This window comes from Ruegeria marina (assembly GCF_900101475.1).
GTDB lineage: Bacteria > Pseudomonadota > Alphaproteobacteria > Rhodobacterales > Rhodobacteraceae > Ruegeria_B > Ruegeria_B marina.
The window spans coordinates 35404-50905 of record NZ_FMZV01000002.1 but is presented as its reverse complement, the minus strand read 5'-3'; the positions used below and the strand labels follow the sequence as shown (position 1 = coordinate 50905).

General features: G+C 62.8%; 11 protein-coding genes and 2 tRNA genes. 6 read left to right on the top strand and 7 right to left on the bottom strand.

What is annotated here, in order from left to right; translation table 11 throughout:
• Window positions 1-240: an Lrp/AsnC family transcriptional regulator gene (locus BLT75_RS02580; protein WP_093027445.1), complete on the top strand. Its 240-nt coding sequence runs from the start codon at window positions 1-3 to the stop codon at window positions 238-240.
• On the opposite strand, the gene BLT75_RS02575 is transcribed toward BLT75_RS02580, so the two are convergent.
• The 6 genes from BLT75_RS02575 to BLT75_RS02550 form a co-directional block, all read right to left on the bottom strand.
• Window positions 227-1066: a vWA domain-containing protein gene (locus BLT75_RS02575; protein ID WP_245706330.1), complete on the bottom strand. Its 840-nt coding sequence runs from the start codon at window positions 1064-1066 to the stop codon at window positions 227-229. The genes BLT75_RS02580 and BLT75_RS02575 overlap by 14 nt on opposite strands.
• Window positions 1056-2408, bottom strand: a complete 1353-nt coding sequence (locus BLT75_RS02570) for an aminotransferase (protein ID WP_093027443.1) — start codon at window positions 2406-2408, stop codon at window positions 1056-1058. Before BLT75_RS02570 ends, BLT75_RS02575 begins: the two co-directional genes overlap by 11 nt.
• Before the next feature lie 161 nt (window positions 2409-2569).
• A tRNA-Gly gene (locus BLT75_RS02565) sits at window positions 2570-2644 on the bottom strand.
• Window positions 2645-2677: 33 nt separating this feature from the next.
• Window positions 2678-2752 (bottom strand) — tRNA-Gly (locus BLT75_RS02560).
• A 171-nt stretch (window positions 2753-2923) separates the two neighbouring features.
• A complete protein-coding gene (locus BLT75_RS02555) occupies window positions 2924-6361 on the bottom strand; it encodes a pyruvate carboxylase (RefSeq protein WP_093027441.1) in 3438 nt (1145 codons plus the stop codon).
• 116 nt (window positions 6362-6477) lie between these two features.
• Window positions 6478-7653, bottom strand: coding sequence for an alpha-hydroxy acid oxidase (locus BLT75_RS02550; protein WP_093027439.1), 1176 nt, complete (start codon window positions 7651-7653; stop codon window positions 6478-6480).
• Window positions 7654-7814: 161 nt separating this feature from the next.
• Here BLT75_RS02550 and BLT75_RS02545 point away from each other — a divergent pair, with 161 nt between their 5' ends.
• The gene (locus BLT75_RS02545) at window positions 7815-10214 is read left to right on the top strand and encodes an ATP-dependent helicase (RefSeq protein ID WP_093027437.1); all 2400 of its coding nucleotides are present in this window, start codon (window positions 7815-7817) and stop codon (window positions 10212-10214) included.
• 435 nt (window positions 10215-10649) lie between these two features.
• On the opposite strand, the gene BLT75_RS02540 is transcribed toward BLT75_RS02545, so the two are convergent.
• On the bottom strand, window positions 10650-10874 hold the full coding sequence (locus BLT75_RS02540; RefSeq protein ID WP_093028139.1) for a DUF1127 domain-containing protein: 225 nt from the start codon (window positions 10872-10874) through the stop codon (window positions 10650-10652).
• A 974-nt stretch (window positions 10875-11848) separates the two neighbouring features.
• On the opposite strand from BLT75_RS02540, the gene mraZ reads away from it, so the two are divergent.
• Genes mraZ through BLT75_RS02520 form a run of 4 tightly spaced genes read left to right on the top strand, consistent with a single transcriptional unit; the run spans window position 11849 to window position 15501 of the window.
• On the top strand, window positions 11849-12352 hold the full coding sequence (gene mraZ / locus BLT75_RS02535) for a division/cell wall cluster transcriptional repressor MraZ (RefSeq protein WP_093027435.1): 504 nt from the start codon (window positions 11849-11851) through the stop codon (window positions 12350-12352).
• Between the two features lie 4 nt (window positions 12353-12356).
• Window positions 12357-13352 carry a 16S rRNA (cytosine(1402)-N(4))-methyltransferase RsmH gene (rsmH, locus tag BLT75_RS02530; protein WP_093028137.1) on the top strand — a complete coding sequence of 332 codons (996 nt, stop codon included), beginning with the start codon at window positions 12357-12359 and terminating at the stop codon, window positions 13350-13352.
• Window positions 13349-13717, top strand: a complete 369-nt coding sequence (gene ftsL, locus BLT75_RS02525; protein WP_093027433.1) for a cell division protein FtsL — start codon at window positions 13349-13351, stop codon at window positions 13715-13717. The genes rsmH and ftsL overlap by 4 nt, the downstream gene beginning before the upstream one ends.
• Entirely contained in the window at window positions 13714-15501 is a 1788-nt protein-coding gene (locus tag BLT75_RS02520) for a peptidoglycan D,D-transpeptidase FtsI family protein (protein ID WP_093027431.1), read from the top strand. Before ftsL ends, BLT75_RS02520 begins: the two co-directional genes overlap by 4 nt.
• Window position 15502 lies beyond the last annotated feature (1 nt).

Below are 15502 nucleotides of genomic sequence, written 5' to 3'. Positions count from 1 at the left end.
ATGACCACCTGCGTATTCATCCAGATCCGTTGCAAGCCGGGCACCACCTACAAGGTGGCCGAGGAGATCGCGTTTCGCGAAATCCATTCGGAACTCTATTCGACCAGCGGCGAATATGATCTGCTGATGAAGCTTTACATCCCGGCCGGCGAGGATGTGGGAAAATACATCAATGACAATTTGCTGATCATTCCGAACATCGAGCGGTCCCTGACCACGATGACCTTCAAGGCGTTCTGAGCGGCGCCAACGCGCCGTACAGGGGGCAGCCCAGCGTCTGGTTCAGGGCCCGGATCAACTCTTCGACGGTTTCGGTCGAGACATATTCCCCGCCGGTGGCCTGGGCCAGGCATTCGGCTGGGCTGATCGTTTCCGGCACGTCGGGGTTGGCGTCGCCGCCTTCCCAGCCAAAGAATTGCGAGCGTACGCGAAAGCCGATCACATGCACGGTCAGGCCGGGCGTGACGCGGGCCAGCTTGGCGGCCAGCGCACAGGGCGCGCCGCCGCAGGTCTCGTAGCCATCGGTGACCAGCACGATCACCCCGGGCCGGGGCGGCTGTTCAAAGACGCGCGCGGCAAGGTCGACCGCTTCGGTCAGGGCGGTGTTGCCATCGGGTTCTATCCCGTCGATCAGGTGAAGGATCGGACCCGCCGCATCGGGGCTGGGCGCGAACTGCATCGAGACCCGCTTGCACAGATCGCCCCCGTCGTCTCCGTCCATGGCCGCGCCATAAGTGACCAGACCGAGCCGGCGCAGGGCCGCGATGCGGGGCAGGGCGTCGTGCAGCGCTTCGCGCGCATCGAGGATCCGGGGTCGATCGAGCCCGTTATATCCCATTTCCGCCATCGAGCCGGAGGCATCGAACACGATCATCGCATCGCGTGTGCAATCGGCCTCGCCGATTGCGGGCGCAGGCAGCAGGCCGGCCCAGAGCAGCGCCGCCACAAGGGCGGCGCGTCCGGCGGGGCCGGGCGCCGGGATGTGAGAACCACGCGCCATGCCACAGCGTGGCAGAGGCTGGGCCCGCCTGTCCATCACCAAAAGGTCGAAAGGATCAGGCCGCAAGCAGGCCCTTTTCCTTCAACTCGGCATAGGCGCCATCGACGGCGATCTTGAGGCGGCGCAGCATCTCGTCGATCTCCTCTCGGGTGATGATCAGCGGCGGGCAGAGGGCTGCGGCATTGCCCGCAACGGCCCGGATCAGCAGGCCGTTGTCCTGCGCATGCCGCTGCACGGTGGCGCCGCCGGCGCCCTTCTCGATGGTGGCGCCGGTGGTCTTGTTCGACACCAGTTCCAGCGCTGCGATCAGTCCCTTGCCGCGCACCTCGCCCACCAGCGGGTGGTCGGTGAAGATGGCGCGTAGTTGCTCCTGCATGTAGGCGCCGACCTCGGCGGCATGTTCGAAGATCTTGTCGCGCTCGTAGATCTCCAGCGTCTTGAGCGCCGCAGCACAGGCGGCCGGATGGCCGGAATAGGTGTAGCCGTGGCCGAACACGCCGACAGCAGCCGAGGGGGCGACCATCTTTTCATACATCCAGCCCGGAATGACCGAGGCGGAGATCGGGAAATAGGCCGAGCTCAGCTGCTTGGCAAAGGTCATCAGGTCGGGCTTGATGCCCATGGTGGTGCAGCCGAAATCGGCGCCGGTGCGGCCAAAACCGCAGATCACCTCGTCGGCCCAGACCAGGATGTCATGCTTGCGCAGCAGCGCCTGAAGTTTTTCGTAGTAGCCCTCGGGCGGCACGATGACCCCCGAGGCGCCGGTGATCGGCTCGACAATCATGGCCGCGATCGTATCGGCCCCTTCGGCCAGGATCTGCTTTTCCAGATTGTCGATGATGCGGTCGACGAATTGCGCTTCGGTCTCGTTGCCCTTGCGGCCGGTGTAATAGTGCGGTGCGTCCGAGCGCAGGATGTGCAGCGCCTCGACCGGCGCGTCGAAATGCGCAAGGTTCGCGGGCAGCGAGGTCAGCGATCCGGCGGCGACGGTGACCCCGTGATAGCCGCGTTCACGGGTGATGATCTTGCGCTTTTCCGGCTTGCCGATGGCGTTGAAATAGTAGCGCAGCATCTTGTAATGGGTGTCGTTGGCATCCGAACCGGAATTGCCGAAGAAGAAATACGCATCCTCGACCGGCACCATCGTCTTTAGCTTTTCCGCCAGTTTCATCACCGGTTCGTGGGTCTTGCCGCCGAACGTGTGCTGAAAGGGCATCTTGTGCAATTGCTCTGCAATCGCATCGACCAGTTCCGCGTTGGAATACCCCAGCGAGGTGCACCAGAGCCCGGCCAGGCCTTCGATGTATTCCTTGCCGTCGGTGTCATAGACATAGATGCCCTTGCCATGGTCGATGACCAGTTGCTCGGTCGCTGCCAGGTTGGTTGTGGGATAGATGACGGGGGCCATGGCCGATTTCCTCCAGCTTGCCGCGTGATGCGGCGATTCACTCGCGCACAGCATTGACCTGAATCGGGAGCCGCGTCAAAAATTTTGATCAAAAAACTGCGGCACTGGCAGGTTGCGCGAAAATGCGAAAGGCCGCCCACCGGACGGCCTTTTCGAATATCTGGAGCGGGCGATGAGATTCGAACTCACGACCCTTACCTTGGCAAGGTAATGCTCTACCCCTGAGCTACGCCCGCATCCGTTTGGCCAACCGGCCTGAGGTCTCAATCTGGAGCGGGCGATGAGATTCGAACTCACGACCCTTACCTTGGCAAGGTAATGCTCTACCCCTGAGCTACGCCCGCCCCGTTTGAGTGAGGAGGGAGATATAAATTCCGGCCGGTGCCTGCAAGCGGAAAATGAGGGCCGCGCGGAAAATTCTTTGTCCCGTTTGCAGCTTCAGTTTCGCCGCAAAGCAATAGAAAAACCGCGCCCCGGTCAGGGGGCGCGGTGTTGGTTCTGATGGCTATCCTTGTCTATTGCAGTTCGATCAGCAGATCCTTGGCGTCAATCTGGCCGCCGGGCTGGACATGGACCGCCTTTACCGTTGCGTCGCGTTCGGCATGGATGCCGGTTTCCATCTTCATGGCTTCGATGGTCAGCAGCAAATCGCCCGCCTTGACCTCCTGTCCCGCCTGCACGGTTACCGTCGCCACGACCCCGGGCATCGGGGCGCCCAGGTGATTGGGGTTACCGGCCACGGCCTTGGGCCGCTGTGTCGTGCTCGCCTTGACCAGCCGGTTCGGCACCCGGATCACCCGAGGCTGACCGTTGAGTTCGAAGAACACCTTGACTTCACCCTTTTCATCCGTCTCGCCAATGGCCTGGCAGCGGATTTCAAGCGTCTTGCCGGGGTCGATCTCGGCGGTGATCTCCTCGCCCGGCTCCATCCCGTAGAAGAAAGTGCGGGTCGGCAGGGTTCGGACGGGCCCGTATATCCGGTGGCGGCCCATGTAGTCCATGAACACCTTCGGATACATCAGGTAACCGTTCAGGTCCTCGTCATCGACTTCCTTGCCTTCCAGTTCCTTTGACACCTGCGCGCGCACGGCTTCGATATCAACCGGGTCCAGATGCTTGCCGGGCCGCTCGGTATTGGGCGCCTCACCCTTCAGCACCTTGGTCAGGATCGCAGGCGGAAAGCCGCCCGGCGGCTGGCCAAGATTGCCGCGCAGCATGTCTATGACCGAGTCGGGGAAGGCAACGTCGGTTCCGGGGTCTTCGACCTGGGCGCGGGTCAGGCCCTGGCTGACCATCATCAGGGCCATGTCGCCGACAACCTTGGATGAGGGCGTCACCTTGACGATATCGCCGAACATCTGGTTCACGTCGGCATACATCTGCGCCACTTCGTGCCAGCGCTCCTCCAGCCCCATCGAACGCGCCTGCGCCTTGAGGTTGGTGAACTGGCCGCCCGGCATTTCATGCAGGTAGACCTCGGACGCCGGGGCTTGAAGCCCGGATTCGAAGGCGGCGTATTGCGCACGCACGGCTTCGAAATAGTCGCTGATCTCGCGGACTGCCTTGACGTCCAGCCCGGTGTCGCGGTCGGTGTGGCGCAGCGCCTCGACCACGGTGCCCAGCGTCGCCTGGCTGGTGTTGCCCGAGAAACTGTCCATCGCGCAGTCGACGGCATCCACCCCGGCCTCGGATGCGGCAAGGATGGTGGCGCTGGCAATGCCGGCGGTGTCGTGGGTGTGGAAATGGATGGGCAGGCCCACCTCTTCCTTGAGCGCACGGATCAACACCCGTGCGGCGGCGGGTTTCAAGAGACCCGCCATATCCTTGAGTCCCAGCACATGGGCGCCTGCGTCGCGCAATTCCTTGCCCATCGCCACATAGTACTTGAGGTTGTACTTGGCGCGGTCAGGGTTCAGGATGTCGCCGGTATAGCAGATCGTGCCCTCGCAGATCTTGTTCTGCTCGACCACCGCATCCATCGCGACGCGCATGTTCTCGACCCAGTTCAGGCTGTCGAAGACCCGGAACACGTCGATTCCCTTGGCAGCCTGACGCACGAATTCGCGCACCACATTGTCGGGATAGTTGGTGTAGCCCACGCCGTTGGCGCCGCGCAGCAGCATCTGGGTCATCAGGTTGGGCATCGCTTCGCGCAGGTCGCGCAGGCGCTGCCAGGGACATTCCTGGAGGAAGCGGTAAGCCACATCGAAGGTCGCGCCGCCCCAGCATTCGACGCTGAAGAGCTGCGGCAGGTTGGCGGCATAGGCCGGCGCAACCCGGATCATGTCGATCGACCGCATCCGGGTCGCCAGCAAGGACTGGTGCCCGTCGCGCATTGTCGTGTCGGTGATCAGGAGCTGGCGCTGCGCCTTCATCCAGTCGGCGACCGCCTGCGGGCCTTTCTGCTCCAGCAGGTTGCGGGTGCCCATGCGCGGCTCGCTTCGCCTGGCGGGTGGTTTCGGCAGCTTGAGATCGGCCGGAGGCATCGGCCGGTCGCGGGTCTCGGGGTGCCCGTTCACCGTGATGTCGGCGATATAGGTCAGCACCTTGGTGCCCCGGTCGCGCCGCTTGCGGAACTGGAACAGGTCCGGCGTCGTGTCGATGAACTTGGTGGTGTATTCGTTCGACAGGAAGGTCGGGTGTTTCAGCAGGTTGATGACAAAGTCGATATTGGTGCTGACACCGCGGATGCGGAATTCGCGCAGGGCGCGGTCCATGCGGGCGATGGCCTTTTCCGGCGTCGGGGCCCAGGCGGTGACCTTGGTCAGGAGCGAGTCGTAGTAGCGCGTGATCACGCCCCCCGAATAGGCCGTGCCGCCGTCCAGGCGGATGCCCATGCCGGTTGCGGACCGATAGGCGGTGATGCGGCCGTAATCGGGGATGAAGTTGTTCAGCGGATCCTCGGTGGTGATCCGGGTCTGCAATGCATGTCCGTTCAGACGGATTTCGCCCTGGCTGGCCTTGCCGGTCGCCTCGGCCAGCGTCTTGCCCTCGGCGATCAGGATCTGCGCCTGCACGATGTCGATGCCGGTCACCTCTTCGGTCACCGTGTGTTCGACCTGTACGCGGGGGTTCACCTCGATGAAGTAGAATTTGCCGCTGTCCATATCCATCAGGAATTCGACCGTGCCGGCGCATTCGTAGTTCACATGCGCGCAGATTCGGCGGCCCAGGTCGCAGAGTTCCTCGCGCTGCTCCTGGCTCAGGTACGGGGCCGGGGCGCGTTCCACGACCTTCTGGTTGCGGCGCTGGACCGAGCAGTCGCGTTCCCACAGATGATAGATTTCACCGTGCTTGTCGCCAAGGATCTGCACCTCGACATGGCGGGCGCGGATGATCATCTTTTCCAGATAACCCTCGCCGTTACCGAATGCGGCCTCGGCCTCGCGACGGCCTTCCATCACCTTTTCGGCCAGTTCCTTTTCGCTGTGGATGGGGCGCATGCCGCGCCCGCCGCCGCCCCACGACGCCTTGAGCATCAGGGGATAGCCGATCTCGGCGGCCTCCTTGCGGATGGCATCCATGTCGTCGCCCAGAACCTCTGTGGCCGGGATCACCGGCACACCTGCCGCGATGGCAACCCGTCGCGCGCTGGCCTTGTCGCCCAATGCGCGCATGGTCTCGGCGCGCGGCCCGATGAAGGTGATGCCGTTCTGTACGCAGGCATCGACGAAATCGGGGTTTTCCGAAAGCAGGCCATAGCCGGGATGAATCGCATCCGCGCCGCTTTCCTTGGCGACCCGGATGATCTCGGGGATCGACAGGTAGGCCGCCACCGGCCCCATGCCCTCGCCAATGCGATAGGCTTCATCCGCCTTGAACCGGTGCAGGCCAAGCTTGTCTTCTTCGGCAAACACGGCGACCGTTTTCTTGCCCATCTCGTTGGCGGCGCGCATCACCCGGATGGCGATCTCGCCCCGGTTCGCAATGAGGATCTTCTTGAATTCAGTCATGGCTGGTCCCGGTCTCTGGTCAATTGGCCGTGTGTTTTAGGCGGACAATAGCGGTATGGATATTGGTAGTTCTGGGTATAACCGGCATATTATCGCTCGCATCCGCCTCTTTTTGGTCAGACTGATCCCACATGGCGATCAGTAAAAGGATTGAGCGTTCGCGTTGGCGGCAAGTCTCGCAAGCATCTTGCCCCCAATTGCCCCATGTTCGCCTCCATGTCCTTGCGAAGAACGTCGATCACATGATCCGGGCCACGGGCGCCGAGTGCGGCAAGCCCGAAGTGGAAGGCCCGGCCCAGCATGACGAAATCCGCCCCCAGGGCGAGGGCTCTCAGAACATCCAGGCCGCCTTCGACGCCGCTGTCGAACACAAGGGGAAGCCGGGTCGCCGCGCGCATCTCGGGCAGGGTTTCGGCAGTGCCCGGTGCGCCGTCGAACTGACGTCCGGCATGATTTGACACCCAAAGCGCGTCGATGCCCAACTGCTCCAGTCTTTCGGCATCCTCGGCGCGGGAGACCCCCTTGACGATGAACGGTCCCTGCCAGTGGTCGCGCAGCCATTTCACATAGTCCGCCGTGGGCGAGGTGCGCAGGATATAGCCGATGTGGGCCGTCGGCGGCAGGTTGGCGATACCTTGGGAATATTTGTCGAGGGTCCGCATATGCGGCATACCGGCCCTTGCCGTGGCGGCTGCCCAGGCCGGGCGCAGCGCGACCTGCGCCAAGAGGCGCGGGGTGAGTTTTGGCGGTTGGGTCAGTCCGGAACGGATCTGCCGTTCGCGGCGCGACGCCACCGGAACATCGACGGTCAGCACCAGCACCCGGAACCCGGCCTTGTGCGCCCGGTCCAGCAAGTCCTTGCGAATGCCCTCGTCCTTGGGCGGGTAGAGCTGGAACCAGGCCTGCGGCCCGATATGGGGTGCAAGATCCTCGGGACTCCGGCTGGCAACGGTTGACAGGCAATAGGGAATATTGGCCGCGGCCGCCGCGCGGGCAAGATGGCTTTCTGCATCTGGCCAGATCAGCCCCGACATGCCAACGGGCGCAACCCCGAACGGCAGGTCGTAACGCGTTCCAAGAAACTCGGTGCTGAGCTCATGTTCCAGCGGCCCGTGCAGGATCGAGGGCATGAATCCGACCCTGTCCAGCGCCACGCGGTTTCGGGTCCTGGTGGCCTCGACCCCGGTCCCGCTGTCCAGATACTCCCACACGAATTTGGGCAGGCGTCGTTTCGCGCGCCATTTCAGATCCATGATGCCGGGATAAATGCTGTGCAGATCCATGCGGCGCATTAATGTGTGACGCCGGGTAAATGTCCAGTCCCGCCCGGAACTGAGCGGAAAGATTCTGCATTGCAGCATGAGAGTGTCTTGTTCGGAAAATCTCCGCGATTGCGAACAAGGCGTGAACACCGGGCTTTCAATCCGCGCGGGCCCGAAGTAATTTGTCTGGCATGAGCAGTCATGACGAAATGGACGCCTTTGAAGGCGCATCACTGTCCGCGCGTGCAATGGCGGCGCGTCCGGCCCCCTATCTGGACGATCTGAACCCGGCGCAACGGGAGGCGGTGGAGCGCCTGGACGGGCCGGTGCTGATGCTGGCCGGGGCAGGGACCGGCAAGACCAAGGCTTTGACCGCGCGCATCGTGCACCTGCTGATGACGGGGCGCGCCCGCCCGAACGAGATCCTTGCCGTGACCTTTACCAACAAGGCTGCGCGCGAGATGAAGTTGCGGGTGGGCCGCATGCTCGGGCAGCCGGCCGAGGGCATGCCCTGGCTTGGCACGTTCCATTCGATCTGTGTGAAACTCTTGCGGCGTCATGCCGAGCTGGTCGACCTGAAGTCGAACTTCACCATTCTGGATACCGACGATCAGCTGCGCCTGCTCAAGCAACTGGTCCAGGCTGCCAACATGGATGACAAGCGCTGGCCGGCGCGCCTGCTGCTCAACATCATCGACGGCTGGAAGAACAGGGCATTGACCCCGGACAGGATCCCGGCGGCGGATGCAGGAGCCTACAATCACAAGGGCGTGGAGCTTTACGCGCAATACCAGACCCGCCTGCGCGAACTGAACGCGGTGGATTTCGGCGATCTGCTCTTGCATATGGTGACGATCTTCCAGGCCAACCCGGACGTGCTCACGCAATACCAGCGCTGGTTCCGTTACATCCTTGTGGATGAGTACCAGGATACCAACGTAGCCCAATACCTCTGGCTGCGCCTGCTGGCCGGCGGGCATCGCAACATCTGCTGCGTGGGTGACGACGACCAGTCGATCTATGGCTGGCGCGGGGCGGAGGTGGGCAACATCCTGCGGTTCGAGAAGGATTTCCCAGGCGCCCATGTGGTGCGGCTGGAACAGAACTACCGTTCGACCCCGCACATCCTGGCCGCCGCCGCGAATGTCATTCGCGGCAACGAAGGGCGTCTGGGCAAGGAATTGTGGACCGAGGCGGAAGAGGGCGAAAAGGTACGGCTGATCGGCCATTGGGATGGCGAGGAGGAAGCGCGCTGGATCGGCGAGGAGATCGAGGCCATGCAGCGCGGCACCCGCGGCGTGCGGCCCATGGATCTGGACCGGATGGCGATTCTTGTCCGCGCCGCCCACCAGATGCGCGCCTTCGAGGACAGGTTCCTGACCATCGGCCTGCCCTACAAGGTGATCGGCGGTCCACGCTTCTACGAACGGGCGGAAATCCGTGACGCTATGGCCTATTTCCGGCTTGTGGTCTCGCCCGCCGACGATCTGGCCTTCGAGCGTATCGCCAACGTGCCCAAGCGCGGCCTGGGCGACAAGGCGATGCAGACCATCCAGCGCGTGGCCCGTGAAAACGGCGTGTCCCTGGTCGACGGGGCGCGGATCGCGGTCGCCGAGGGCGCGATCAAGGGCAAGGGCGGCGCGGCGCTGTCGCAACTGGTCGAGGATCTGGCGCGCTGGGGCCGGATGACACGCAGCCAGGGTGTCGTGGCCGAGGATGACGCCGTCATCGACGATGATGCGCCGCCCGTTCAATTCGGTACGCCCGAGGTCAGTCATGTCGAACTGGCCCAGATCATCCTCGATGAATCCGGCTACACCGCCATGTGGCAGAACGACAAGACGCCCGAGGCGCCCGGGCGGCTGGAAAACCTCAAGGAACTGGTCAACCAGCTCGACAATTTCGAGAACCTGCAAGGATTCCTCGAACATGTCAGCCTGATCATGGACAACGAGCAGGCCGAGGACGGGGCCAAGGTGTCGATCATGACGCTGCACGCCGCCAAGGGGCTGGAGTTTCCGGTCGTGTTCCTGCCGGGATGGGAGGACGGGCTGTTCCCGTCGCAGCGCTCGATGGATGAAAGCGGCCTCAAGGGGCTGGAGGAGGAGCGCAGGCTGGCCTATGTCGGCATCACCCGCGCCGAAGAGGTCTGCACCATTTCCTTCGCAGCCAACCGGCGCGTTTTCGGCCAGTGGCAGAATGCGCTGCCGTCGCGGTTCATCGACGAACTGCCCGAAGATCATGTCGAGGTGCTCACGCCGCCCGGCCTCTACGGCGGCAACATTGCCCCGTCCCGGGGAATCGAAAGCCGTGCGGCGGCGGCAGACGGATACAACTCGCCGGGCTGGAAAAGGCTTCAGGCGCGGCAGGGGCAATACGGCATGTCACAGCCGCGCGAAACCCGGCACACGGTCATCGACCTCGATGCCGTCGCCAGCTTTGCGATCGGGGAGCGCGTGTTTCACCAGAAGTTCGGCTATGGCCAGGTTGCCGGCATCGAGGGGGACAAGGTCGAGGTCGATTTCGACAAGGCCGGTCTGAAGAAGGTCGTGGCCCGTTTCCTGACGAACGGTACCGACGTCCCGTTCTGACCCTTCGCCCGACCGTCCGGTCGCCTGCCTGATTGGCTGCTTCTTTCTGGTCGAAAATACTCCGGGGGAGTCACCGGAGGTGACGGGGGCGGAGCCCCCTTTCGTTTTGCGGGCAAAATGGAAAAGAAACGGCGGTTCCCAGGGAGGAGGAGGGGGAACCGCCGTTCTTTGCAACACCGGAGCAGGGAGGAGGAGAGGCCCCGATGTATGTCGCGCCGGGACCAAGCCCGGAAGAAGGTCGCGGCGGTGCAGGGAGGAGGAAGGCACCGCCGCGCTCTTTCAACACCGGGAAAGGGAGGAGGAGAACCCGGTGCATTACGTTCCGGCTTGCTTTGCCGGTATTGATGCGGCGGCATCAGGGAGGAGGAGGATGCCGCCGCCTTGTTTCAGGCCCCAGGGAGGAGGAGAGAGGCCTGATCCGTCAAACTCTTGCGCTCAGCGCGCCTGGTGTTCTTGCGCCGCCTGCAGGGCGATGCGCTTGATCATCGAACGATGCAGGCCGAGGTCTGCAAGCTCGCGACCCGACAGGCTGGACAATTCATTCACCGTCTCGCGGTAAACGCGGTAACGGGCGAAACGCGCCATTGCCGCTTCGATCATTGCGGAAATGCCGAAACCCTGTTCGACCTTTACCGCGCCGTGTTCGCTTGCCATTGCCATTGTCGTCATCCGTATCTGTTCTTTCGGCGCTGCGTCGTGCCGTTCTGTTGAGATCGAAGATAGGCGAATGCTGCATCTGCACAATAGCCTTTCGGAACAATGCTGCCATGCAGCAATTGCATACTTGGCCGCAAACCCCATGGAATCGAAGAATTTTCCTTGTTTCCTTGAGGTTTCGCGTATTGCGGCCCGGAACGGGCGCCGGGGCCTGTCAGGGGTCGCAAGCCTTCATGCTCGCAAGTTACGCGACGTGACTTAGTTTTGATCGCAAAAAAAAGATTCGGACATGTCGGGCCGGCTTCGTTTCAAGGTCCATTTCATGTTTCTCCAGGCTCGGCGCGGGGGCGAACATCGTCGGGGATTCGATTTGTGGAATTTGATGGTCGTGCTCATGGGAATTCATGGGTCTACTCTGGCCGTCCCCTGTCCCATCTCTGAAATGTTGCGCTGGTATCAGGATGATTCGCGATCAGTCTTCGGAACATTGGTGGAACATGGGTGCACCTCTGGAGGCTGTCGAGATTTTTCCGGGATTTTCTGGGATATCGCGGTACTGTGTGTAGCACCCCATATTTTGTGGTTTTATTTTGTATGGATACAAACTGAGCTGAAGTATTTGTTCACCGTTGCCATTGAGAAGGTATCTCTATGGGTATGGCAAAGAAAGTTCCCGCAAAATTCAGTTGATTTCCATAATTTCCCATGTCATCCCTAATGCATCCGATGAGGACGAGGCGACAGGGACACCAAACGATCCCGTTCAAGAACAAAAAGGTTTCATACAGGCATCTCGCTTTCATCGAACCAAGAGATCCGGCGCGCGAGCGAGCAGACATCCCCCCAGGTGGCGCGCGCAGTCGGACACCCCGCAAGGCGGGCTAAGTCGGCGGGTTGATCAGTGGCAGCAGATCAACCCGCCGTTTTCATTCTGGGGACGAAAGTTCAACGGGGCGCAGGCGAAAGGGACAATCAGCTTGGCGCGCAGGTTCAGAGGCGAAAGCCACCACAAGGTGGATGCTAAGGGGAGGGTGTCGATACCCGCCTCGTTTCGCCGTGTCCTGGAGGCGGGCGATCCCAATTGGCAGTCCGGCGGCAACCCCGAACTGGTCATCGTCTACGGCGATCATCGCCGCAAATACCTTGAATGCTACACGATGGAAGCGATCGACGAGGTCGATGCCAAGATCGACGCGCTGCCGCGCGGCTCGATGGAGCGCAAGATGCTCCAGCGCATGTTCCATGGCCAGTCCTTTCCGACTTCGGTCGATGAAACCGGACGCCTGGTTCTTCCGGCCAAGCTGCGCCAGAAGATAGATCTGAACGACGAGGCCTTCTTCATCGCTGCCGGCGACACCTTTCAGATCTGGAACCCCGCGACCTACGAGGCCGAGGAACTTGCCGCCGCCGAAGAGTGGCTGGACGAGTTGCCCGACGATTTCGATCCGATGCAGTTCCTGGATGGGGCCGGGGGCACCTGAGGCCATGTCCGCTGCCGCCGCCCCCCCTTCCGCCACCCCCCATATCCCGGTTCTGCTGCGCCCTCTTCTGGCGGCTGTCGCGCCGGTTTCGGGCGTCTGGCTTGATGGTACTTTCGGTGCGGGCGGTTACACGCGGGGGCTTCTGGCCGCTGGGGCCGAACGGGTGATTGCCGTTGACCGCGATCCCCTCGCCTTCGAAATGGCCGCTGACTGGGCGTCGGAATACGGCGACCGGCTGGTGATGCAACTCGGCGTCTTCTCCCGCCTGGACGAATATGCCTCGGGACTTGACGGGATCGTGCTGGATCTCGGGGTTTCCTCGATGCAGATCGACCAGGCCGAGCGCGGGTTTTCCTTCATGAAGGACGGGCCGCTGGACATGCGGATGAGCCAGGAAGGGCCGAGCGCGGCGGATCTGGTGAATTCGGCATCCGAGGGCGAATTGGCCGATATCCTTTTTCATTACGGCGAGGAGCGCGCCAGCCGTCGCATCGCGCGCGCCATCGTCAAGGCGCGGGCAGGGGCGCCAATCGAAACCACGCTGCAACTGGCCGCAATTGTCGAAAGCTGCCTGCCGCGCGCCAAACCGGGGCAGTCGCATCCCGCGACACGCAGTTTTCAGGCGCTTCGCATTGCGGTGAACGCCGAATACGAGGAACTGTTCAAGGGCCTGATCGCCGCTGAACGCGCCTTGAAGCCGGGCGGCAAGCTGGCGGTGGTGACCTTCCACTCGATCGAGGACCGGATGGTCAAACGCTTCCTTCAGGCGCGCGCCGGGCGCACCGGGCGCGCGAACAGGTTCGCGCCCGAAACGATCGAGGATCAGCCCCGTTTCGAACTGCTGACGCGCAAGGCGGTTGGTCCCGATGACCAGGAACTGTCCGAAAATCCCAGGGCGCGGTCGGCCAAGCTGCGGGTTGCGATCCGTACCGACGCTCCGGCCGGAGAAATCGACGCCAAATCGATAGGGATGCCGCAACTCAAGGGGGGACCGCGGTGAAAAGCGTGATTTATGTGCTGACCGCGCTGGCGGTTCTGGGGTCGGCGCTCTGGGCCTACCAGGAAAACTATCGCACGCAAGAGGTGCTGAATGATACTCAGCGGTTGCAGCGCCAGATCGGCGCGGCACAGGTGCGGTTGAGCGTCTTGCGCGCGGAATGGGCCTATCTCAACCGTCCGGACCGGCTGCGGGAACTGGCGGATCTGAATTTCGAGCGCCTGGGCCTGTTGCCCATGCGCCCCGACCAGTTCGGCCGGGTGGCCGATATCATGTACGCGGTCGATCCCGCGCTGCCGATCATCGACGGTGTCGATGTCTCGAATTTTTCCGATGCCGGAACCCTGCCGCCGGAGCAACAGCCATGATACGTACTCCGCTGCGCCCGCTGGCCCGTATCCTCGACGCTCGCGCGAAGGGCGAGAACCCGGATCTGATCGAGCGGGAGAACATCCGCCGACGACATGACGAGATGCAGGACCGCGCCCGTGCCCGCGCCGAGGGGCGGCTACTGGTGCTGGGCGTGTTCTTTTTCTGTGCGTTCTCGGTCATTGGGGCACGCATGGGGATGCTCGCCTCTTCCGAGGCGCAAGAGCCGATGGCCAGCGCGACCGGAGCGGCCATCGCGACCCAGCGCGCCGACATCATCGACCGCGAAGGGCGCCTGCTGGCAACCAACTTCGAAACCCATTCGCTTTATGCCCAGCCGCCCCTGATGGTCGATCCGGTGGCCGCCGCCGAAGGTCTGGCCCGCGTGTTTCCCGATCTCGACAAGGACCGGCTGATCCGGGATTTCACCGGCACGCGGAAATTCATCTGGATCAAGAAACGCATCAGCCCCGAGCAGAAACAGGCGGTTCATGACATCGGCGATCCGGGCCTGCTGTTCGGACCGCGCGAAATGCGGCTTTATCCCAACGGCCAGCTTGCCGCCCATGTCCTGGGCGGAGCCGGCTTTGGACGTGAAGGGGTAGAGGCGGCAGAGGTCATCGGCGTCGCCGGGGTGGAAAAGCAGTTCGACGGCTACCTGCGCGACCCTGCCAATGGGGACAAGCCGCTCCAGCTGTCGCTCGATCTTTCGGTACAGGCCGCCATGGAACAGGTGCTCTATGGCGGCATGAAGATCATGAATGCCAAGGGCGCCTCGGCGGTCCTGATGAATGTGCACACCGGCGAGGTAGTGGCCGCCGCATCGCTGCCGTCCTTCGACCCCAATGACCGCCCGCGCCCGCCCACCAGCGGGTTCGATCCTTCCGACAGTCCGCTTTTCAACCGCTATGTGCAGGGTGTTTACGAATTGGGGTCCGTGTTCAAGATCTTTACTGCCGCGCAGGCGGTCGATCTGGGGCTGGTGAGTTCCGAAACCGTGATCGACACCTCGGGTCCTATGCGGATCGGCAGGTTCCCGATCGGCGAGTTCAACAACAAGAACTACGGCAAGATCAGTGTCGCCGACGTGATCGTGCACAGCTCGAACCGGGGAACCGGGCGCCTGGCCCTCCAGATCGGGTCCGAGCGTCAGCAGCAGTTCCTGGGCGCGCTGGGCATGTTCGACCCGACCCCGTTCGAGATCGTCGAGGCCGCGGGCGGCCAGCCGCTGAAACCCAAGACATGGGGCGAACTCAGCACCGTGACAATCTCCTACGGCCACGGCCTGTCGACCAGCCCCATGCATCTGGCGGCCGGATATGCCGCCATCGCTAATGGCGGCCAGTACGTCAGCCCGACAATCCTGAAGCAGAAAGGACCGCAATACGGTCCGCGCGTGATGTCGGAGAACGCCGCACGTCAGGCCCGGATGATGCTGCGCCAGGTGGTCACAAGCGGCACCGCCAGCTTTGGTGAAGTGCCAGGTTACCAGGTGGGCGGCAAGACCGGCACCGCCGACAAGCCCAAGCCGCGCGGCGGTTACTACGAGGATAAGGTAATCGCCACCTTTGCCAGCATTTTCCCTGCCAACGACCCGAAATACGTGCTGGTCGTCACGCTCGACGAGCCATGGATCGTCGCTTATGGCGAAAAGCGCCGTACCGCCGGCTGGACCGCCGTGCCGGTGGCCGCCGAACTGACCGGCCGGGTCGCACCGCTTCTTGGTCTCAGGCCACAGCTTGAGCCCGGCGAGGGGGCTGGATATACGCTCACCTCGAACTGAG

Excerpts from the sequence above, each read along its gene's own strand:
- BLT75_RS02570 (WP_093027443.1), bottom strand. The coding sequence starts at position 2,408 with ATGGCCCCCGTCATCTATCCCACAACCAACCTGGCAGCGACCGAGCAA.
- BLT75_RS02580 (WP_093027445.1), top strand. The coding sequence starts at position 1 with ATGACCACCTGCGTATTCATCCAGATCCGTTGCAAGCCGGGCACCACC.
- rsmH (WP_093028137.1), top strand. The coding sequence starts at position 12,357 with ATGTCCGCTGCCGCCGCCCCCCCTTCCGCCACCCCCCATATCCCGGTT.
- BLT75_RS02520 (WP_093027431.1), top strand. The coding sequence starts at position 13,714 with ATGATACGTACTCCGCTGCGCCCGCTGGCCCGTATCCTCGACGCTCGC.
- BLT75_RS02540 (WP_093028139.1), bottom strand. The coding sequence starts at position 10,874 with ATGGCAATGGCAAGCGAACACGGCGCGGTAAAGGTCGAACAGGGTTTC.
- BLT75_RS02555 (WP_093027441.1), bottom strand. The coding sequence starts at position 6,361 with ATGACTGAATTCAAGAAGATCCTCATTGCGAACCGGGGCGAGATCGCC.
- BLT75_RS02545 (WP_093027437.1), top strand. The coding sequence starts at position 7,815 with ATGAGCAGTCATGACGAAATGGACGCCTTTGAAGGCGCATCACTGTCC.
- BLT75_RS02550 (WP_093027439.1), bottom strand. The coding sequence starts at position 7,653 with ATGCGCCGCATGGATCTGCACAGCATTTATCCCGGCATCATGGATCTG.